The following is a 20,037-nucleotide window of genomic DNA, read 5'->3' on the forward strand; positions in this document are numbered from 1 at the left end:
TTAGGATGAATTTGTCATATATTTTATCTGTTTCCAATTACAGTGAATAGAAAAAAAGATTGAATTCTAATCTTTTTGTGATACCATATGTTATGAGCCTGCAAACAAACATCATAATTTTCAGACAAATAATCAAAAAACTACGTTAAAATATAAAAGGTGGGGTATTAATGGACTCACAAGTGATTTATGCCATTTTGGCATCTTTCATTACCGTATTGGTCGTTACTCCTTTAGTCATTAAATTAGCATTTAGAATTGGAGCGACTGATAAGCCAAACGCACGTAAAGTACACCAAAAAATCATGCCTCGTCTAGGTGGACTGGCAATTTTTATTGGTGTAGCCGTTGGATTCTTTGTTAGTGGATTGTATGAACAAAGAATGCTATCAATTAGTTTAGGTGCTGTCATCATTGTCATTATCGGTATTTTAGATGACATGTATGAATTATCAGCAAAAGTAAAATTCGGTGGACAACTACTAGTTGCTGCACTCATCGCAAAGAGTCAATTATTAGTACAGGTTCTTTATATTCCATTCTTAGGCGATACTGAACTGGGAATACTTGCATATCCAATTACAATATTCTGGATTGTAGGTATTACAAATGCGATTAACTTAATTGATGGATTAGATGGACTATCTGCTGGAATTTCATCCATTGTCCTTGCAACGTTAGCATATATGGCCTTTACTAGTCCGATTGGTACTGGCGCTGTCATTATTCTACCGCTTGCTCTCATTGCCCTTGCAAGTACACTTGGATTTTTATTCTATAACTTCCATCCAGCTAAGATTTTCATGGGGGATACAGGAGCATTATTCTTAGGATATTGTATTTCTGTTATCTCGTTACTCGGATTATACAAAAGCGTAACGTTATTTAGTTTCCTTGTTCCCATTATTATTTTAGGTGTACCTATATTCGACACACTGTTTGCGATTATTAGACGAGTTGTGAATAAAAAACCAATTTCTGCACCAGATAAATCACACTTACATCATCGTCTATTAGCAATGGGTTTCTCTCATCGCACGACGGTACTTATCATTTACGCATTCGGTATTTTCTTTAGCGTAAATGCGATTATTTTCTCTAGTGCAACGTTATGGTTATCCATTATTCTTCTATTCGCTTTAATCTTCTTCACTGAAATCGTAGCAGAAGTAATCGGTCTTGTGCACGAACGTTACAAACCAATTATTTCCTTCTATAAAAAAGTGAAAAAACGCGAAGAATAACTGTAGTATAGCCTTTTTTAGCAAAAAATATTCAAATAGCACTCTTTCTTTTTTAAGAAAGGGTGCTATTTTTCATTTCCAAAATATAGTTTGTTTGAGAGTTCTTCTATTGGAGAAAGATATACATATAAAGAGGATAATGAGACTACAATCTTAACTCCTTCTCCATCACTGTTAGACTGAGGGTGAGTATTGTGATAAAGCAAATGTTTCAATGGATGATTATATTCCTAAGTATTACTACATGTTCGATATCTTATACTGAAGCAGCCGCTAACTCCCCACTTATACATGACTCTATGATTCAGGACGCGGCTCTTCCGCAAAAAATTGCATACTTAACATTTGATGATGGACCGAATAAATACACATCACAAATTTTAAACATTTTAAAACAAAAACAAGGAAAAGCAACCTTCTTTGTAATTGGTGGAAAGGCTTCACATTACCCCCAAACAATGAAACGTTTAATTAAGGAAGGGCATTATATTGGCTTACATAGCATGTCCCATGACGTGAAACGTTTATATACTGGTGATCCAATCGCTTTAATTGCCGAAATGGAACAAACCCGTTCCATTGTCCGCCGCACCACAAATTTGGATACACACCTCGTGCGCGTTCCATACGGTAGTATGCCTTATTTAAAAAAGAATTATCGCGATGCGCTTGTTTCTGCTCGGTACAAAATGTGGGATTGGACAATCGATACATATGACTGGAAAAGTTATCATAATCCTTCTGCTATACTAGAGCGAGTCATGAACCAAAGCGACGAACAAGTGGAAGTTATTTTAATGCATGATTCTAGTGTCACAGTGAAAATTCTTCCAAAGGTAATTGACTATCTTAAAGCAAAAGGATATACACTTCTTCCTTATAATCCTTCTTCCCATTTAGAAGTAAACTTCTGGAAAGACACAAGATTGTAACAGCTTTAGTATAATACTAGGGCTGTTTATACTTTCCTCTTCCCACACTTCTCATTTTTGTGTAAAATTTTAAATAGTGATGAAGTTTCGAGGTGAAGAAAATGAAACGAATGGACCTCATTTATAATGCAATGCAAAAGGGGAATTACTCAGAAGGTGTAACAGCATCTGAACTCGCTACACTTCTACAGCTAGACCGTGCAAATGTAAGCAGCGATTTAAATAAACTTGTGAAAGATGGTCGTTTATCTAAAACAGGAACACGCCCTGTCCGTTTCTATTTAGGAGCTAACTCTCGTATGGAAACGCCTTCACAAAATGACACTTCGCTCAATGCCTTTGCAAGAGAAAACACAAGCCTCAAAATTGCAATTGAAAAAGCAAAGGCTGCTGTACTCTACCCTCCAAATGGTATGCATACATTACTACTTGGAGAAACAGGTGTCGGGAAATCTATGTTTGCTTCTTTAATGCATGAATACGCGATTGAAGTCAATCAGCTGCCAAAAGATGCACCATTTATCGTTTTTAACTGTGCAGATTACGCAAATAATCCACAGCTCCTGCTTGGACAACTTTTCGGGATCAAAAAGGGTGCTTACACTGGTGCAAGTGACCAAAAAGGATTAATCGAAAAAGCCCATGAAGGAATTCTCTTTTTGGATGAAGTGCACCGCCTTCCTCCAGAAGGTCAGGAAATGCTATTCACATTTATTGATCGCGGTGTGTATCGTCGCCTTGGAGAGACAGAGAACGAGCGCCGAGCACAAGTATTAATTATTACTGCAACAACAGAAGAACCGAACTCTTTTTTACTCAAAACATTTACAAGACGAATTCCGATGACCGTAACGCTCCCACCACTTCGTGAGAGAACACATCAGGAACGCTTTGCTTTATTGCAGCTCTTTTTTACGAATGAAGCGATTCGTCTGCGAAAAGAAATTCATGTCAGCCCAAATGCAATGCGCGCATTCGTCTTTTATCAATGTCCAAATAACATTGGACAATTAAAAACAGATGTACAAATTGCCTGTGCAAAGGCCTATTCTGACTTCGTTACAAAGAAAAGGGATTACGTACGCGTTTCTAGCACTGATTTGCCATGGTACATGAAGGAAGGCTTATTTATCGAAAGAAAAAGCCGGCATTTGTATCAAGTGCCAAACGAAACATTTGTATTTACGAGTGATGAAGGATGGAGTAGACATAAAACAGAAGATACACGTTCTTCCATTTATGATTACATCGATCACAAATATGAAGAACTTCAGGCACGCGGGATTGAAGAAGAAGAATTAGAGTTATTAATAGACAATGATATCCAAAGCTTTTTCGTTCATTATTTTAATCAAATATCAAAAAAGACAAATCATGAAAACGTCTTTAAAATTGTCGATCGTAATATTGTTTCTGTGTGCGAAAAAATAGCTGAACTAGCAGAAAAACATTTATCTAAGACATTCGATGAAAAAGTCTTTCTTGCTTTAAGTTTACATGTACAGACAACTCTACAACGACTGCAGAGCGGGAAACAAATTCATCACCCACAACTCAATCAAATTCGCACGAAATATAAAGAAGCCTTCTCAGTCGCTATGCAGTGTATTCAACTTTTAGAAGAAGAACTGCAAATCACAATGCCAATTGATGAAGCTGGATTTTTAACGATGTTTTTCGTCGTCGATCCTATTCCTGCTTCCCAAACAGAAGTAAAAGTATTGATTTTAGCTCACGGCAATGGTATCGCAACAGAAATGGCAAATGTTGCGAATGAACTTCTCGGTATTGATGAAGTAACAGGAATTGATATGCCGCTTCATGAATCACCGAAAGATTTCTTAGAACGAGTAAAAGTGTACATGAAAACGCTAGAACATATAAATGGTCTTCTCTTACTCGTCGATATGGGTTCACTTGCTTATATCGGGGATATACTGGAGACGGAATTTCATATCCCTGTACGTGTTCTCTCTATGACAAGTACACCACACGTATTAGAAGCAGCAAGAAAAGCGCAGCTTGGCTACTCATTAGATGCGTTATATGAAACGGTGAAAAACTTAACACCGTTTTACCTGAACGTACAAGAAGAAAAGAAAAAGCCGCTCGCTCCAATGAAATCAGTCATTTTAACAGCTTGTTTAACAGGAGAAGGAAGCGCGCTAGCTATTCAAAAAATGCTTGAAAACTATTTACGATTCGATAAAAATTTAATAGAAATTATTCCAATTAGTATCGTTCATGAAAAAGATTTAACAAAAATGATCGAAAATATAAAAAAAGAACGCAATATGATTTGTATTGTCACAAACTTTGATGTACAGGTACCATGTTTAACATATCATTTCCAAGACATCGTAAACTATAAAGCCATTCAGCCGATCCAAGAATTAATTACGTATGAAGAAACATATGCAAAAATGGCTGATATTCTCGGGCAACAAATGCAGCGTAATGATGGGGCTCTCATGATCAAAACAATCCGGTACGCATTAAATACTATTCAAGAGCTCATCTCCTTGCAGTTAAACCCTGATAGTTTAATGGGAGTTATTTTGCATATGAGCTGTATGGTTGACCGGCTTCAAAAAGGAGAAAAGCTACTCCCTTATCCTGACAAAGAAGCGCGTAGACAAGATGAATACTGGATGTATATGAAGGTCAAAAAAGCATTGCAACCAATTGAAAACACATTTGACGTGCAGATTCCAGACGATGAAGTTTTTTATGTGATGGACTTCTTCATAAAGAATCAACCAGAAAAAAAAGAATAAAGTAAACATGCCCGTGAATATTACTATTCACGGGCATGTTTATTTACCGGCTCATAGATCGGCTATATTCTTTTATCTTCCCACGGATTTCTCCCTTTGTAAATGTCCTCGTATGAACATTTACATATGCATTTACTTCGTCAATTGCCTGCACAAGATTCTCAAACGTCTTCCCTTGCAAAGGTCCTTCTTCTAAATCTTTCGTAGACACCACACCTGTTATCGTTCCTTCATTCACGCTAATTCCATGCTTTACAGGTCCATATAAGAATAAAACCACTGGTCCATCCTGATTCCCTTTCCCTAAATGGATTTGACAAGATGTTATTTTTTCAATATTTTTCAATATGACCCTATAATGTAGTTTTGTAAAAGTATCATTAAAAATAAGCTCTGCGACCCCATAAGCCTTTGTTTTTACAGGAGGTAACTCATTACCACCTTTCAGCTTAGCAACGAAATGTTTTGTCATACTAGCAACCTTCTCCTTATATGAATTTCAACTCGAATAGCTCTGGTATCTCTTTAACTAATTTATTGCCGGGACACGAGCAATTATGACTCTTTCAGGCGTGCTTTTTATGAGATATCTAATTCCCCTGTGTACATCTTTACAAAAACATTACATCATAACCATTCCTTTTGCCTAGGTGCTCCTTGTATAATGCATGTAGAATAAAAATTTTTTTGGGAGGTTCTCTTGAAAACAATTGTAGAAATTTTTCTCGTATCACTTAAACTAGGACTTACTTCTTTTGGAGGGCCTGTCGCTCACCTTGGTTACTTCCATCACGAATATGTCAAAAAAAGAAAATGGATGGATGAACGCAGTTATGGCGATTTAGTGGCACTCTGTCAATTTCTCCCCGGTCCTGCAAGTAGCCAAGTTGGAATTGGCATCGGTTTATCCCGCGGAGGATTCCTTGGTGCTATCGTTGCCTGGGCAGGCTTTACACTCCCATCCGTTCTTGTTCTTGTCTTTTTCGCTTCACTACTCCAACAATTCCATGTAGAAAATGCTGGATGGATTCATGGATTAAAACTTGTAGCAGTCGCGATTGTCGCTCATGCAATATGGGGAATGGCGCAGAAACTAACACCAGACCGAAACCGAGCAACCATTGCCATTACTACAGCGGCACTTGCATTACTATTTCCAAGTGCTTGGACGCAAGTTACGCTCATTCTACTCGCTGGCCTTATTGGCTGGTTCTTATATCGTAAACATGAAATTCCACCTGTTAACAAAACGCATATTCCTGTTTCGCGTATAGCAGGTACCATATGTCTCTTACTATTTTTCAGTTTATTATTCTTACTACCAATATTACGACCATTCTCGCACTGGATTGCCCTGTTTGATAGTTTCTATCGCTCTGGCTCACTTGTATTTGGCGGAGGACACGTCGTTCTTCCTCTTCTTGAAAATGAATTTGTATTAAATGGCATGATGACAAAAGAGCAGTTTCTAGCAGGATACGGCTTAACACAAGCTGTTCCAGGTCCCCTCTTTACATTCGCTTCTTATATAGGAACTATACTAGGCGGGACACTAGGAGCTACTCTTGCGACAATTGCTATTTTTCTCCCGGCATTCTTACTTGTCATTGGCGTACTGCCATTTTGGGATCAAGTTAGACGCTTGTCTTATGTACAAGGTGCACTACTTGGTATTAATGCTGCTGTTGTTGGTATTTTACTAGCTGCTTTTTACAACCCAATTTGGACAAGCTCCATCATAAGTACGGCTGACTTTGTCGTCGCTTCTCTCCTCTTTTGCCTATTAGCATTTTGGAAAGCACCACCATGGATCGTTGTTGTTCTTGGCGCTTTAAGCGGCTATATCCTTTCTATTATCTAGCCATACAAAAAGACGGTTTTACTAAACCGTCTTTTTGTACTATATACATCCATTTTGATTTTCAAGCGCACAAGTCACGGCTATACAGCCAAAAAAAGATTCCCTCTCACTTGCTCTTTTCATTTTAACTTGGCATGAGGCAGGAAAAGGATCTGACCGCCCCTATCCATGAGCAGATCCTCTCTTCCATCCAAAAAGAAAGTTTTTTAAATCTTCCTATACATTAAAATCTCACAAGTTCTATTCCTTCTGGTAAAACACTTTCCGTTAAAATCTGTAGTTCCTTCACACGATCCATTACATAGGAAGAACGCTTCACAAGCTCTGGATCAATGTAAGCAGGGTGCGCCATTACCTCTACTATTTTTCCATCCTGCACACGCTCTTTTAATTTAATAAAATAATCTTCCTGCACACCATTGCTATAGAAGTCACTATAAAACACATCAGAAAATGGACACACTGCCCTCTCTTCAGCACAGCGACGGATTGGTACATTATATTTTTCTGACAATCGCTTCAAAACATCGTGCAAAATCTGTAAACCATGCACATGATGATGGCTATCGAAATGCGTTGGTGTTAATCTATAAGATAGAAACTTTTCAATTTGAGCGGTCCATTCTCTTTCAACCTCTTCAGGGTTTATGTTTCCTTCTCTTACTACACTTTGCTTATGAAACAATCCATCTTCACTTACAAGAGACGGAACCTCTGTAAGAAGAGGTTTTCCCGCCGTTAAGACAAGATGCACTCCTACTCCTAATGTCTTATATTCTTTCGCTAAGCGTACTGCATGCTCCGTTCCTGGCATGTTCATCATCATCGTCGTAGAATTCACAATCCCATTTACATGGCCTTCAATAATGCCGTAATTGGTACCTTCTGTAAGTCCAAAATCATCTGCATTTACAATTAATCGAATCATGATTTTCCCTCCTACTATATATCCATCTTGATTTACTAACATATACTCCGCTGCTATGAAAATCAAAATATGACCTACACTCATTTTCTCTTTTTGTTTTAACTTGGCATGGGGCTAAAAAAGCACTGGCCGCTTCTATGCATCGCGGATCCTCTCTTCCCCCTAAAAAAGGTTTTATGTTGTTTTTTCAATTTATATTTATATAAATTGAAAAAAGCGGGCTTTATAAGCGCCGCTTTTTATTTCTCTACCTTTTTGAAGAACTGCGGAAGATATTCTTTATGCGCTTCCAACATTTCATCTAAAATTTGTTTTGCTACTTTATCTGATGGTACAAGTGGGTTAATTGTCATAGCAAGCAGCGCTTTATGATAATCACCTGTAACAGCAGCTTCAATTGACGTACGCTCAAATGATTTAATTTGCTGAACTAAACCGCGAACAGGAACCGGTAAATCACCTACCGCAATCGGCTTTGGACCATCCTTCGTAATGATACAGTTTACTTCAACAGCCGAATCATGCGGCAAGCTTGCAATTGTACCGTTGTTTCTTGTATTAACAGGTTGAATATCACCTTTATTATTATAAATAGACGTAATTAAACTACATGCTGCATCACTGTAGTACGCTCCTCCGCGTTTTTCTAATTGCGGTGGCTTAATATCTAAATTCGGATCTTTGTATAATTCAAATAAGTCATCTTCTAATTGTTTCACCACTTCTGCACGTGTGCCTTTTTCAATAGAAGCTTGTTTTTCTTCTTCTAGCATTTCACGTGTTTTATAGTAGTAGCGATGATATGGACATGGAATTGCACGAAGTCCGCGAATGAAATCTGGCTCCCAATCAAGCGCAGCGATGTTTTCCATCGTGATTTGCTTTTCTGGATCTGTTACAAGTTCTAATACACGGTCCATCACACTTACTCCATCTAAATACACATCTAATCCGTAGACCATATGATTTAAACCAGCAAAGTCAACATGTACACGGCTTGCATCTACTTCAAGTAGCTTTGCAAGTCCCATACGAATACCAATTGGAACGTTACATAATCCCACTACTTTTTTGATACTTGTATAACGAAGTACAGCCTCTGTTACCATACCAGCTGGATTTGCAAAGTTAATCAGCCAAGCGTTCGGACAAAGCTCCTCCATGTCTTTACAAATATCCAAAATAACAGGAATCGTTCTCAATGCCTTGAATAAACCACCAGGACCATTCGTTTCCTGACCAATCACATCATATTTTAATGGAATTGCTTCATCTTTCGCGCGTGCCTCTAATAAACCAACGCGAAGCTGTGTTGTTACAAATTCAGCATCCTTAAGTGCCGCGCGACGATCAAGTGTTAAATGAATATCAATTGGTAAACCAGCTTTTTTGACCATACGTTTTGCTAAGTTACCAACAATTTCTAACTTTTCTTTTCCAGCTTCAATATCTACTAACCAAATTTCACGAACTGGTAGTTCATCATAGCGCTTAATAAATCCTTCAATTAACTCTGGTGTATAACTAGATCCACCGCCGATTGTAGCAATTTTAATTCCGCTCATACCTTATTCCCCTTTCGCATCAAGCTTTTTATAAAGATCGATAAATTCCGCTGCTAATTCTTTCACAGTCATTGAATTCATTAAATGGTCTTGTGCATGAATTAAAAGAACACTAATTTCTGTTTTTTCTCCTCTTGCTTCTGATTGTATGAGCTCTGTTTGGAAATGATGTGCTTCATTAATCGCTTCTTTCGCTTTTGTCATCGCTTCATCTGCTTCTTCTAATTTCCCCTGTTTTGCATATTGCAAAGCTTCCATCGCGTAGCTTCTTGCGTTACCGCTGTGTAAAATTAATTGGAATGGAATTTGTTCTGCTGTAGTCATCATAATTACCGCCCTCTCTATATAGTTCAACCGACCTGAAATACCTCTTCAGTTTGAACGTGTCTATAAAAATATTATTTTCTTAAATTGGTTTTGGTGTTCTTCTAGATGTATGCCATCTTTCTGAACAAGATATAAAGTTATTGTTCTCACGGGATCTTTTCACCCGTGAGAACAATCATATATTACATAGGTACAGATTGATTATTTCCTTGTGCTGCAGCTTTTTCAGTTTTAACGATAGAACGGTCACATAATACAACGAATGGATAGTAAATGACCATTGCAATTACAAAGTTGAATAACTGTAGAATTGCACCTGAAATATGTCCACCTGTTACAAGATAACCACTAATGATTGGTGGTGTTGCCCATGGAATCATCACAACTGTTTTTGGTACCCAGCCAATAGATATAGCTGTATAAGAAGTAATTACTAATACAATTGGTGTTAGGATAAACGGTAAGAATAAAATTGGATTTAAAATAATTGGTGTACCAAAGATTGCTGGTTCGTTAATATTGAATGCACCTGGTCCAATTGATAAGCGAGATACACCGCGTAATTGTGCACTTTTTGCTACAAGTAATACCACTACTAAGAACGCTAATGTTGCACCAGAACCACCAAGATATACGAAAGTATCAAAGAATGGTTTTGTAACAATGTTTGGAACATCAAATGCAGATGTGCCACCTTTGAATAAATTAATATTTTTCTCTAATGCCGGTAAGTATAATGGCTCAATAATACCACCAACGATATTTGGACCATGTAAACCGAAGAACCAAAGAAGATGAACAAGGAATACAATGACAATTGCACTTGGTAATGTCCCTGCTAAACTTTGCAATGGTAGTTGAATCGTATTAAAGATAAACTCATGAACACTTGTACCAGCTAATTTCACCGCTAATTGAATACCTGCAACTGCTGTTAAGATAACAAATGCAGGAACTAAAGCTGCGAAAGATCTTAAAACTGCCGGTGGTACTCCATCGGGCATTTTAAAGGTAATTTCTCTTTGTACAAAGAAACGGAATACTTCAGTAACAAGGAGTGCCACGATAATTGCTACGAATAACCCTTGTGCACCTGTCCAAGCTAAGTTCAATCCGCCTTCTTTCGGTGTTGTTGGCGTAAGAATAATTAACGCACCAAATGAAATAATACCTGCTGACAAACCATCAACGCCGTAAGATTTTGCTAAATTATAACTTGTTGTAAATGCTATGATTAGTGCTAGAATTGCGAAAGAACCAGTCCACATTCCACCGCCAACTTGTTTCCACGTTTCACCAAACAAACCTTTCATGAAATCTTGGAAAGCTTCAGATGGAAAACCATTAATTAGTGATGCCAGTGCACCAACTAAAATAAGTGGCATAACTGCAATAAAGCCATCACGAATCGCAGCTAAATGACGTTGTGACCCGATTTTACCAGCGACTGGAACAATATATTTTTCCATAAATGCAATAAACTTTTGCATTTTCTTTCCCTCCCTAATTATTTTTTAAGTGTTAATGCGTGATCTAAAACTGCTTCTCCATTCATCATGCCGTAGTGCATTGGATTAATAACATCGATTCCAACATTTTTCTCATCCGCAAGCGTTTTCAAAGAAGAAAGCATGTAACGAACTTGTGGTCCTAGTAATAATACATCTGCTTCATCAATGTTGTTTTTCACTGCATCCCCAGATACAGCCCAAATCTTTCCTTCTAACCCGCGAGCCTTTGCAGCTGCTTCCATTTTTGTAACTAGTAAACTTGTAGACATTCCTGCTGAACAACAAAGTAAAATATTCATTAATAAGTCCCCCTATGCATGTAAACTATTTTTGTTATTTATTTTTCTTTACGCCTTTTATTAATGCAATTAGCGTGCCAACTTTTTAAACCGCCTAAAATTAACGCTTTTTTCTGTGTTTCTATTGTGTGTTACCGCTTTCAAAGAGTGTGTTACCCAAAATATGTATTGTGTGTTATAAAACAACACGCTTATAACACATAACTGTATGAAAATAGATTAGTGTTTAGTTGTCTAGTTGTGTGTAAAAACAAAAAAATATTTTTATAAATAAATTTTATTTTTCCACATGAAAAATCCATAAAAAAACAAATTTGTTCGTGATATAAGGGAAATAGCTAATATGAATGAACGATGAAGAGGAATTTCTTTGAATCATAATAATACCATCAGTGAAGTAACACTGATGGTAGGTAGGCATCCATACATAAAGACGTTCCTGCTCTCTTTTTTTCACTAGACTGCTTACTTCGCTTCGATCCCTCTATTTCAACTGCTTATTTAATCCCTCAATTTTTTTCTTCCAATATATTGTCATCGTAAACCATATAATGAAGTAAATAACGATAAAGCTACTTATGCAAATAAGAATCGGAACGAGATGATTTGGAACCCATCCAATCCAAATTGCAATCGGTAAGAATGTTCCTAGTAAGATGATAAAGTGAATGATTGTTTGTCTTAAAATGCTCCACTCTTCTCTCTCAAACACAAAGGAGGCAAATGAGAAAATCATCCCCACAATATTTGATGCCACAAGGTGAGTAAGCAATGTCTTTGTCTGTAATACATCCATTCCATTTGTATAACCAATTCCTAAAAACAATAAACTATATATCATCGCCATCGCCATTCCTGCGATCACTTTGGCACCTATTCTATCAAACAATGTAACCATTTCCCTAACCTCCTCCTATATTTAAAGCTTCTTTAATACGCGGTACATATTTTCTTGAAACGTATTCTTTCATCCCATTTGAAAAGTGGGCACACATACTGCCGCTAAAAGACATTTCAAAGCTTGTTACATGCTGCAGGTTAGCAAGTATCGACTTTGAAAATCGTACAAAGCGATCACCCTGTAACTTTGTTTCTAACTCATACAAACGTGATTTCACTTCAAGAATTCCTTTCGTCGTTTGCGCCATTACCTTTCGATCCTCTGCATAAAACCAATAAATATCTTTTAGCTCTAACAAATAATATTGCTGCTTCGACATTCCAACAATCTGCTTCACATTCCCCCCTTCTATCCTTTTTAAAAGATGCTGAACTTCATCTGTCACTTCTTTTGCTTTAACAATAATCTCTATTTCATCTTGTGATGGATTTAATTCAAGGTGAATTTTCACTGCCTCCCACCTCCCTTACACCTTTATTTTTACATATATTTCAAAAAAATAAATGGATTGGTGCATAAGTAGTGTTGTTTTTGTCATAACTGACTCTTTTTGAAACATAAAAAACCTTGCATACGCAAGGTCTCATTCTTTCGCTGACATTTTTTTATATAACGCTACAAATTCACTCGCTAATTCCTTTACCGTAATCGCATTCATTAAATGATCTTGCGCATGAACCATGAGCAGTGTAATCTCTGTTTTTTCCCCGCCAGCTTCCCTCTGTATTAAATCTGTTTGTAAACGATGTGCCTCTTGCAGTTCTTGCAAGGCCTCTTGTAATTTTGCCTCCGCTTCTTGAAATTCTCCGCGCTTTGCATAATCAATGGCCTCCATCGCACTGCTTCTCGCATTTCCCCCATGTAAAATTAAATGAAAAGCTTGCGTCTCTAATATATCCATCTTAATTCCCTACTCCCCCTTTTACTTCGGCTACTTTTTGTTTATCCCACATTTTCAAGAACGGTAATAAATCAAGAATGCAAGTATAAAGTTAACAATTTGCAAGGCAACACCTGAAACTTTCCCACCTGATCTAAAATATCCACTAAAAAGAGTTGGCGTTGTCCACGGTACTGCCGCACCGCTTGGCCGAGCAACAAGCCCCCATTCCATTGCGAAATAAGAAACAAATGTCATAACGACTGGAACAAGTATAAATGGAATGAGCAAAAGTGGATTCTGTACAATCGGCATTCCAAACGTGACCATTTCATTAATATTAAAAATACCTGGCTCAATTGATAACCGGCTTAAACTTTTTAATTGCTGACTCCGTGCAAATAATAGCATCGCTACAACGAGCGCAAGCGTAGCGCCAGAGCCACCGGTATAGATCCATAAATCGAAGAATTGCTCTGTTATCGTATTAGGTATATCTTTTCCCGCCTGAAAAGCAATACGGTTTTGATCCATAAGTGATAACCAAACCGGGCTCATAACACCGCCTACAATTGCAGCCCCATGAATTCCGCATGCCCAAAGTACACGGACAATAATAACCGCTGCTAATGCGTCTACTTTATATCGTTCTCCTAATCTGTAAGCGATTCCAAAAGTAGCTATTAAAGACATTATATTAAATGTTGCACTAACTGGATACCCTAACACCTTCGGTCTTTTCCATTTTCGTTACAAGTAAACTCGTAGATATTCCCGCCACGCAGCAAAATATTCATTGCACTTCCCTTCCTTATGGAATGAACCTAGGTATCTACTAGATTACAAATACATATGTTTAGATTTCATACCGTATACCACACATAAAAACAAAAATTTCTCCGTTTTCACGCTATTCCATCTATCCGTATTTTCCTAGTAAACTGCCCCACAAATCGCTATAATAATTCAGTATGATTTTTTACATTATATAAATCCAACTTGATTTCCCAACATATATATTCATTTTGATTTTCAAGCACCTAAGTTGCGGCTATGAAAACAAAAGAAGATCTCCACTTGTTTTCTCCTTTTGTTCTCACTTGGCATGTGGCTAAAAAAGGCACTGACCGCTTCTATGCACGGCCGGATGCACTCTCCCATCTAAAAAGAATGGTTTGATGTTCGTTTTTTAATTTGGATTTATATAGATAGGAGGAGATATATGATGAAGGCTTATCGCTTTCCAATTATTTTATTATCTTCCATCCTAATTGGTGGTTTCATTGGTTATTTCATGGGTACCGATGCAGTTGCTTTAAAACCGCTTGGTGACATTTTCTTAAACTTAATGTTTACGATTGTTGTACCTCTTGTGTTCTTTAGCATTGCTTCATCTATTGCCAATATGGATGGATTAAAACGTTTCGGAAAAATTATGTCTAGTATGGCAGGAACTTTCTTATTTACAAGTATTATTGCTGCAATTTTTATGATTATTGTCGTGAAAGTATTCCCGCCCGCACAAGGTGTTGTATTAGAGTTAACACAACCTGATAAGGCTGAAAAAAGCATTAGCGTTGCTGATCAAATAGTTGGCATCCTTACAGTATCAGATTTCTCGAAGTTACTATCTCGTGAAAATATGCTAGCTCTTATTTTCTTCTCTATTTTAATGGGAATCGCAACTTCAGCAGTTGGCGAAAAAGGAAAACCATTCGCTACTTTCTTACAATCTGGTGCAGAAATTTCAATGAAAGTTGTTTCTTTCATTATGTACTATGCTCCAATTGGATTAGCTGCTTACTTCGCAGCCTTAGTTGGGGAATTTGGACCACAGCTTCTTGGAACATATTTCAGAGCAGCAATGGTATACTATCCAGCTTCTCTTGTATATTTCTTTGTCTTCTTTACATTCTATGCGTACCTTGCAGGACGCAAACAAGGTGTACAAATCTTTTGGAAAAACATGGTCTCTCCTACAGTTACATCACTTGCAACTTGTAGTAGTGCCGCAAGTATTCCAGCAAACTTAGAAGCAACGAAAAAAATGGGCATCTCTTCTGACGTTCGTGAAACAGTTGTCCTTCTTGGTTCTACACTTCATAAAGACGGATCTGTTTTAGGTGGCGTTTTAAAAATTGCTTTCCTATTCGGGATTTTCAATATGGAATTCTCAAGTCCAAAAACATTAGCAATCGCTCTTGTTGTTTCTCTATTAGTTGGAACGGTGATGGGCGCAATTCCTGGCGGCGGTATGATTGGTGAAATGTTAATCGTTTCTCTATATGGCTTCCCACCAGAAGCATTACCAATTATCGCAGCTATTAGTACAATCATTGACCCGCCAGCAACGATGTTAAACGTAACAGCAGATAACGCTTGTGCCGTAATGACAGCTCGCCTTGTTGAAGGTAAGAACTGGGTTAAAAGTAAATTTGCATAATAAATAATAAGAAAAAACAGGGGCAGTTCATTCAGACAAGCCCCTGTTTTTTTCGTTGTTTGTCGGAAGGTCGATATCCTTTGTCGAAACGCCGATATAATTTCATTTACTAATTCTCCATCTCACTAATCCATCTCACTAATCCATCTCACTAATCTATCTCACTAATCTATCTCACTAATCTATCTCACTAATCTATCTCACTAATCTATCTCACTAATCTATCTCACTAATCCATCTTCTTCAACATCCTCCGTCACAAATTTGTTACAACTTTCACAAAGTTTCCACAATCCTTCCCTCTCCTTCGTACTATAATCATGTATGGAAAAGGAGATGGAGATCATGACACAAAATGCCCCAGAATTTAAAGTATTGCAAAGCATTGCGTTTCTTGCTGTTGTTTTACAAAGTTCTTTACTATATACAATGAACCAAGGAAATACTCTACTCGAACAATCTCTCATTATTGGAATGCTATTCAACCTCGCAAAATTTTCAGCGCCAGCATTCATCTTTATCGTTGGATTTCATTTAATTCGGCAGTATACAAAACAACTGGTATATAAAGAATACATATACGAAAAAACGGCACATCTACTTGCACCTTACTTATTCTGGTCTATCATTTACTTATTTACAACAACGGAGTCCGTTACCGTGCAAAGCGGAATAAAAAACCTATTGCTTGGAACAGCTGCACTTCACCTTTGGTATGTCATTATGATGTTTCAAATTCACTTGCTGTTCCCCTTGCTATGTACTTTATTTTATTGGTTTCAAAAACGAACACATAATCAGCATGACATCTACAAATATATGACTGCTTTTTCTATCATATATTTTCTGTTAATGTGGTATTCTTCTCACTATATTTTCAACGGAGAACGACTAACAAGCTCAGCTATTTTACATTATACAGATCGTTCATTCCTATTCTATTCATTCTACTTTGTCATGGGAGGAATTGCAGCGGTAGCACTGCCAGCTTGGCGTTTATTCGTCATGAAGCATATGCCACTTATAACAATCTTATTTTTTATTCTCTTCCTATTCATCAACTATGAACTATTTAGCTTTTATGGTGTAGATTCCATTCACCTTACTGTATCTACTTATTTAAAGCCATCCATGTTTTTGTACATTGTATGTGAAATTTTAATACTATACGCACTATCAATCATGATTGTTCAGCGACGAGGAGCGTTATATAAAACATTACGTTTTATCGGAAGCTATACGTACGGAGCCTATTTAGCACATTTTTTCTTTTTACAACTAATTACGAAATTATTATCTCTATTTACAATACAAGCCAATACAATTGTATATAGTCTATTGCTATTTCTTCTAACAGCAATATTCTCTATCATCATAATGGTTATATGTAGCACGATTCCACTCCATACATGGATTGCAGGTCCTTCTCCCGCGCCTTTCTTAAAATGGCCAACGCTTATTCCGTTGTTACCATTATTAAGAAGTAAAAAATAAAAGAAGCAAGCTTCTCTCTATTCAGAAGCTTGCTTCTTTTTCTTTCTTCTCTTATAAATAGCAAATAAAACCCCACTTGCAATCACTGCAGAAGCTGCTGCCATCCTTTTATCTATCATAAACGGCTTAGCACTCTCTTCTTTTTTCTTTTCCTTCTCATCATAAGGAACGCGGTGCCCTCTAATTAATAGCCTATGTGTATTCACCCCGTACGGCGTACATGTAATTAAGGTGGCATAATCTTGCTCTTTCACAATTGCTAAATCATCTATTTCATTTGGTAGCACAACTTTAACTTGATCAATTTTATAAGCAAGAACTTTATCCAATGCATGTATATAAAAAACATCGGACTCTTTTAGCTTATCCAAATCCGTAAACAAAACGGCAGAAGGTAATCCGCGATGACCTGTTAAAATCGTATGCGTTCCTTCTCCCCCAACAGGTAAAGATGATTTTTCTATATGACCGATCCCTCGGCTTAAAACCGCTTCTGAGGTTCCATGATAAATCGGAAGCTTCACATCAATTTTGGGTATCTCAACATACCCCATTACTTCTCCTAAATTTAAAACATCTACATATGACCTTGAATCATCATTTTTATTTTCACTAAACGGATCTGTAACGGTTTGATTCTCTTTTTGAAGCTTTTCATTATATTCCTTTGCTTCTCTTTCTCGGCGTTCAATCTCTTCCTTCTTAAGCGCCATTACTTTTTTATCATACGTGCTAACTTGAGAATAGTGCGCTCTTGTCGCGAGCCAATTACTTACAGTCGGGTATAAAAAAATACTAAGGCCTACTAAAAAAATACATCCAAAAATGATATTACGCTTCATAAAATACCTCTTTAAATATGCTAAAATGTCGAAAAAGAGGAAGCATTTACTCTTCCTCTTTTCACATTATATCACTATATTTCTCTATAACCTTAGTTTTTTGCTGGTTTCTTCCTGAAAACCACAAGTCCTATTGCAAGAATTACCCAGCCGCTTTTGTTGTTTTCTACTTCCAACTTCTTCATGTTGCTCATCAATCATTACTTTGATTAACTCTCCCGATCTTTGATAAGATTCTTTCTTACCACCTTGTTCCTTTGTTTCAACTTACTTCGACAAACAGATTATCATATAGCATACAGATTTCTCTTTTCTTGAACGTAATCACTCTAATCTTCCCACTATAGTTTTATCCCGCTACTTTAGGGCAGTAATACTCTCACCTCAAAATTCGGCGGGAGCAAAAAAGTTAGGTGGGAGTATTACTGCCCGTAAAGGCCCGATTGGTGAGGGCTGATTAAAGTTTCACTTTATCGCTTATCCATTTTCAATTTTGTCTCAGCTAACAACGGCAATACATTATCAAAAATATGTGTATTGTTCTCTTTCCCAGTTACATATCCACCATAAAATCTGCTGAATACATTGTCATTCCGAAATTCACTCATGCGCTCGTACAATTCCTTAGCAAATTTTATATCTCCCGTTTGTAACACATATAGAATCGTTAGCCCATATGCTGCTGGTGATTCAAAATCTACTACTGGTTTCCCTGTTTCTAAATTATAGCGACCATATAGCTTTCCATCTTTGCGGAATGCCTTTTTAATAAAATCTAAATATGCTTCTGAAGAAATTCCTCCTAAACTACGATGATAAGCAACATACGATTGATCAATTACATTCACCTGTTTTTCATATGTGAACGTGCCATCTTCTTTATATTCTTTCGGAAATGCCCAGCCCTGCCTTGGATAATCCGCTAAAAATTGAATCACTCCCTGATACTGCGCTTCTGAAATTTTTCCGTACTTTTTCATATAAGAGAATGCCCTTGGATTTATGTAAGACGTCGTTAATATGTTGTTTTGCATTCCATTATCTGCATCATAATAATCAACATAGTTTTTTCCTTTCTTATTATAACGAAGTACAGCATCACTCAATTGATCCGCAAAATATTTATACCGCTCTTCTTTATACATATCATAGGCACGATATAGCTGTTCGATAATACGAAGGTCATCAATAAGAGCATTCGTAGCTGCCTGTCTGTCCCCTGTTTCAGAAATCTTCCATAAAACAATATAAGCGGGATGTACAAAATAATTTTGGATCACCTTTACTTGTTCATCAAACAATGATTGATTGTCTATATCAAGCGTATATTGTAGCCATAACCCTGCTGATTCTGATAACGCTTCACGTCCAATTGCCTCATTCGTTCCTACTTTCGAATCAGCTATTCGATATGTTGCGAGCGTCTCATTCTCGTTCATCATATGTCTCATAATAAAATGTTCTGTCCGATTGCCTTGTAGTGCAGTCCAAAAAACAATTCCACCTAACACGATAAATAAAGTACACGCAATCCCTATATACAAACGCTTCCGCACATTTCCTCACCTCTATAATAAGACTAACCGTAATCTAGATAGAACATACAGAAACATAAAAAAAGACAATCCTTTAGATTGTCCCTCATTTTCTATCCTTTGCACATGTTAATTAGCCTCTTTTGTGGGGCGGTACAGTGATTGTACAAGATGATCATATTCACGCCGTGTAATTTCTTTATTGTATAACTTTAATAACAAATCTTTATGCTCTTTCGAAAACGCCATTTTTCTAATGACTTCAGGATACATACAAACATCCCCTCCGTTTCCCGTGGACTTTCAGCTTGTCCCTCTACAAATGAAATTCCCTTAATAGAACTAACGTTCGCATAAGCATTATAAAAGATTTTATTCTAAAACACAAATGAAATATTTCCACCTTTCTTTCGTTATTTTTCCTGAATATTCCAAAATCATAATATCATATTAAGTTTTTAAAATACATATATATATTTGGCATTTTTTTGAATAAAT

At 37.0% G+C, this 20,037-nt stretch carries 18 protein-coding genes and 1 pseudogene; 6 read left to right on the forward strand and 13 right to left on the reverse strand.

Annotated elements, in window-relative coordinates:
- The first annotated feature begins 170 nt into the window (after positions 1-170).
- The 3 genes from tagO (at position 171) to KFD70_RS04170 (ending at position 4,953) form a co-directional block, all read left to right on the forward strand.
- On the forward strand, positions 171-1,244 hold the full coding sequence (tagO, locus tag KFD70_RS04160; protein ID WP_336451644.1) for a UDP-N-acetylglucosamine--undecaprenyl-phosphate N-acetylglucosaminephosphotransferase TagO: 1,074 nt from the start codon (positions 171-173) through the stop codon (positions 1,242-1,244).
- Positions 1,245-1,438: 194 nt separating this feature from the next.
- A complete protein-coding gene (locus KFD70_RS04165; RefSeq protein WP_336451643.1) occupies positions 1,439-2,176 on the forward strand; it encodes a polysaccharide deacetylase family protein in 738 nt (245 codons plus the stop codon).
- A 101-nt stretch (positions 2,177-2,277) separates the two neighbouring features.
- Positions 2,278-4,953, forward strand: a complete 2,676-nt coding sequence (locus tag KFD70_RS04170; protein ID WP_336451642.1) for a sigma-54-dependent transcriptional regulator — start codon at positions 2,278-2,280, stop codon at positions 4,951-4,953.
- A gap of 43 nt (positions 4,954-4,996) precedes the next feature.
- Here the strand turns inward: KFD70_RS04170 and KFD70_RS04175 are convergent, their stop codons facing one another.
- Complete coding sequence (locus tag KFD70_RS04175; RefSeq protein ID WP_336451641.1) at positions 4,997-5,425, reverse strand: CHRD domain-containing protein; 429 nt, start codon at positions 5,423-5,425, stop codon at positions 4,997-4,999.
- 228 nt (positions 5,426-5,653) lie between these two features.
- Here KFD70_RS04175 and KFD70_RS04180 point away from each other — a divergent pair, with 228 nt between their 5' ends.
- On the forward strand, positions 5,654-6,814 hold the full coding sequence (locus KFD70_RS04180; RefSeq protein ID WP_336451640.1) for a chromate transporter: 1,161 nt from the start codon (positions 5,654-5,656) through the stop codon (positions 6,812-6,814).
- Positions 6,815-7,037: 223 nt separating this feature from the next.
- On the opposite strand, the gene chbG is transcribed toward KFD70_RS04180, so the two are convergent.
- From chbG to KFD70_RS04225, 9 genes and pseudogenes are all read right to left on the reverse strand, one after another.
- Positions 7,038-7,742 carry a chitin disaccharide deacetylase gene (gene chbG / locus KFD70_RS04185; RefSeq protein WP_336451639.1) on the reverse strand — a complete coding sequence of 235 codons (705 nt, stop codon included), beginning with the start codon at positions 7,740-7,742 and terminating at the stop codon, positions 7,038-7,040.
- Positions 7,743-7,981: 239 nt separating this feature from the next.
- Positions 7,982-9,307, reverse strand: coding sequence for a 6-phospho-beta-glucosidase (gene celF, locus KFD70_RS04190; RefSeq protein WP_336451638.1), 1,326 nt, complete (start codon positions 9,305-9,307; stop codon positions 7,982-7,984).
- 3 nt (positions 9,308-9,310) lie between these two features.
- Complete coding sequence (locus tag KFD70_RS04195) at positions 9,311-9,634, reverse strand: PTS lactose/cellobiose transporter subunit IIA (protein WP_241818773.1); 324 nt, start codon at positions 9,632-9,634, stop codon at positions 9,311-9,313.
- A gap of 182 nt (positions 9,635-9,816) precedes the next feature.
- Positions 9,817-11,124, reverse strand: coding sequence for a PTS cellobiose transporter subunit IIC (gene celB / locus KFD70_RS04200; RefSeq protein WP_336451637.1), 1,308 nt, complete (start codon positions 11,122-11,124; stop codon positions 9,817-9,819).
- Positions 11,125-11,141: 17 nt separating this feature from the next.
- Positions 11,142-11,444 carry a PTS sugar transporter subunit IIB gene (locus KFD70_RS04205; protein WP_336451636.1) on the reverse strand — a complete coding sequence of 101 codons (303 nt, stop codon included), beginning with the start codon at positions 11,442-11,444 and terminating at the stop codon, positions 11,142-11,144.
- A 484-nt stretch (positions 11,445-11,928) separates the two neighbouring features.
- Complete coding sequence (locus KFD70_RS04210; RefSeq protein ID WP_336451635.1) at positions 11,929-12,342, reverse strand: DUF3021 domain-containing protein; 414 nt, start codon at positions 12,340-12,342, stop codon at positions 11,929-11,931.
- 4 nt (positions 12,343-12,346) lie between these two features.
- A complete protein-coding gene (locus KFD70_RS04215) occupies positions 12,347-12,796 on the reverse strand; it encodes a LytTR family DNA-binding domain-containing protein (RefSeq protein WP_336451634.1) in 450 nt (149 codons plus the stop codon).
- 132 nt (positions 12,797-12,928) lie between these two features.
- A complete protein-coding gene (locus tag KFD70_RS04220; protein ID WP_336451633.1) occupies positions 12,929-13,246 on the reverse strand; it encodes a PTS lactose/cellobiose transporter subunit IIA in 318 nt (105 codons plus the stop codon).
- Between the two features lies 1 nt (position 13,247).
- Positions 13,248-13,969, reverse strand: a pseudogene (locus tag KFD70_RS04225) (PTS sugar transporter subunit IIC); the annotation flags it as partial.
- 481 nt (positions 13,970-14,450) lie between these two features.
- Here KFD70_RS04225 and KFD70_RS04230 point away from each other — a divergent pair.
- Together KFD70_RS04230 and KFD70_RS04235 are read left to right on the forward strand one after the other, a co-directional pair.
- Positions 14,451-15,668 carry a dicarboxylate/amino acid:cation symporter gene (locus KFD70_RS04230; protein ID WP_336451713.1) on the forward strand — a complete coding sequence of 406 codons (1,218 nt, stop codon included), beginning with the start codon at positions 14,451-14,453 and terminating at the stop codon, positions 15,666-15,668.
- 345 nt (positions 15,669-16,013) lie between these two features.
- Entirely contained in the window at positions 16,014-17,162 is a 1,149-nt protein-coding gene (locus KFD70_RS04235) for an acyltransferase (protein WP_336451632.1), read from the forward strand.
- Positions 17,163-17,179: 17 nt separating this feature from the next.
- Here the strand turns inward: KFD70_RS04235 and KFD70_RS04240 are convergent, their stop codons facing one another.
- The 3 genes from KFD70_RS04240 to KFD70_RS04250 form a co-directional block, all read right to left on the reverse strand.
- Positions 17,180-18,004: a class C sortase gene (locus tag KFD70_RS04240; protein WP_336451631.1), complete on the reverse strand. Its 825-nt coding sequence runs from the start codon at positions 18,002-18,004 to the stop codon at positions 17,180-17,182.
- A gap of 470 nt (positions 18,005-18,474) precedes the next feature.
- Positions 18,475-19,560, reverse strand: a complete 1,086-nt coding sequence (locus KFD70_RS04245; RefSeq protein WP_336451630.1) for a transcriptional regulator — start codon at positions 19,558-19,560, stop codon at positions 18,475-18,477.
- 108 nt (positions 19,561-19,668) lie between these two features.
- Positions 19,669-19,812, reverse strand: a complete 144-nt coding sequence (locus tag KFD70_RS04250; RefSeq protein WP_033664840.1) for a hypothetical protein — start codon at positions 19,810-19,812, stop codon at positions 19,669-19,671.
- Positions 19,813-20,037 lie beyond the last annotated feature (225 nt).

Source organism: Bacillus pfraonensis, from assembly GCF_050768835.1.
GTDB classification, from domain to species: domain Bacteria; phylum Bacillota; class Bacilli; order Bacillales; family Bacillaceae_G; genus Bacillus_A; species Bacillus_A pfraonensis.

Bases quoted from the DNA above. Each gene is read 5' to 3' on its own strand.
- KFD70_RS04230 (WP_336451713.1), top strand. From the start codon at position 14,451: ATGAAGGCTTATCGCTTTCCAATTATTTTATTATCTTCCATCCTAATT.
- KFD70_RS04250 (WP_033664840.1), bottom strand. From the start codon at position 19,812: ATGTATCCTGAAGTCATTAGAAAAATGGCGTTTTCGAAAGAGCATAAA.
- KFD70_RS04235 (WP_336451632.1), top strand. From the start codon at position 16,014: ATGACACAAAATGCCCCAGAATTTAAAGTATTGCAAAGCATTGCGTTT.
- KFD70_RS04220 (WP_336451633.1), bottom strand. From the start codon at position 13,246: ATGGATATATTAGAGACGCAAGCTTTTCATTTAATTTTACATGGGGGA.
- celB (WP_336451637.1), bottom strand. From the start codon at position 11,124: ATGCAAAAGTTTATTGCATTTATGGAAAAATATATTGTTCCAGTCGCT.
- KFD70_RS04240 (WP_336451631.1), bottom strand. From the start codon at position 18,004: ATGAAGCGTAATATCATTTTTGGATGTATTTTTTTAGTAGGCCTTAGT.
- tagO (WP_336451644.1), top strand. From the start codon at position 171: ATGGACTCACAAGTGATTTATGCCATTTTGGCATCTTTCATTACCGTA.
- KFD70_RS04205 (WP_336451636.1), bottom strand. From the start codon at position 11,444: ATGAATATTTTACTTTGTTGTTCAGCAGGAATGTCTACAAGTTTACTA.
- celF (WP_336451638.1), bottom strand. From the start codon at position 9,307: ATGAGCGGAATTAAAATTGCTACAATCGGCGGTGGATCTAGTTATACA.
- KFD70_RS04195 (WP_241818773.1), bottom strand. From the start codon at position 9,634: ATGATGACTACAGCAGAACAAATTCCATTCCAATTAATTTTACACAGC.
- KFD70_RS04210 (WP_336451635.1), bottom strand. From the start codon at position 12,342: ATGGTTACATTGTTTGATAGAATAGGTGCCAAAGTGATCGCAGGAATG.
- KFD70_RS04175 (WP_336451641.1), bottom strand. From the start codon at position 5,425: ATGACAAAACATTTCGTTGCTAAGCTGAAAGGTGGTAATGAGTTACCT.
- KFD70_RS04170 (WP_336451642.1), top strand. From the start codon at position 2,278: ATGAAACGAATGGACCTCATTTATAATGCAATGCAAAAGGGGAATTAC.
- chbG (WP_336451639.1), bottom strand. From the start codon at position 7,742: ATGATTCGATTAATTGTAAATGCAGATGATTTTGGACTTACAGAAGGT.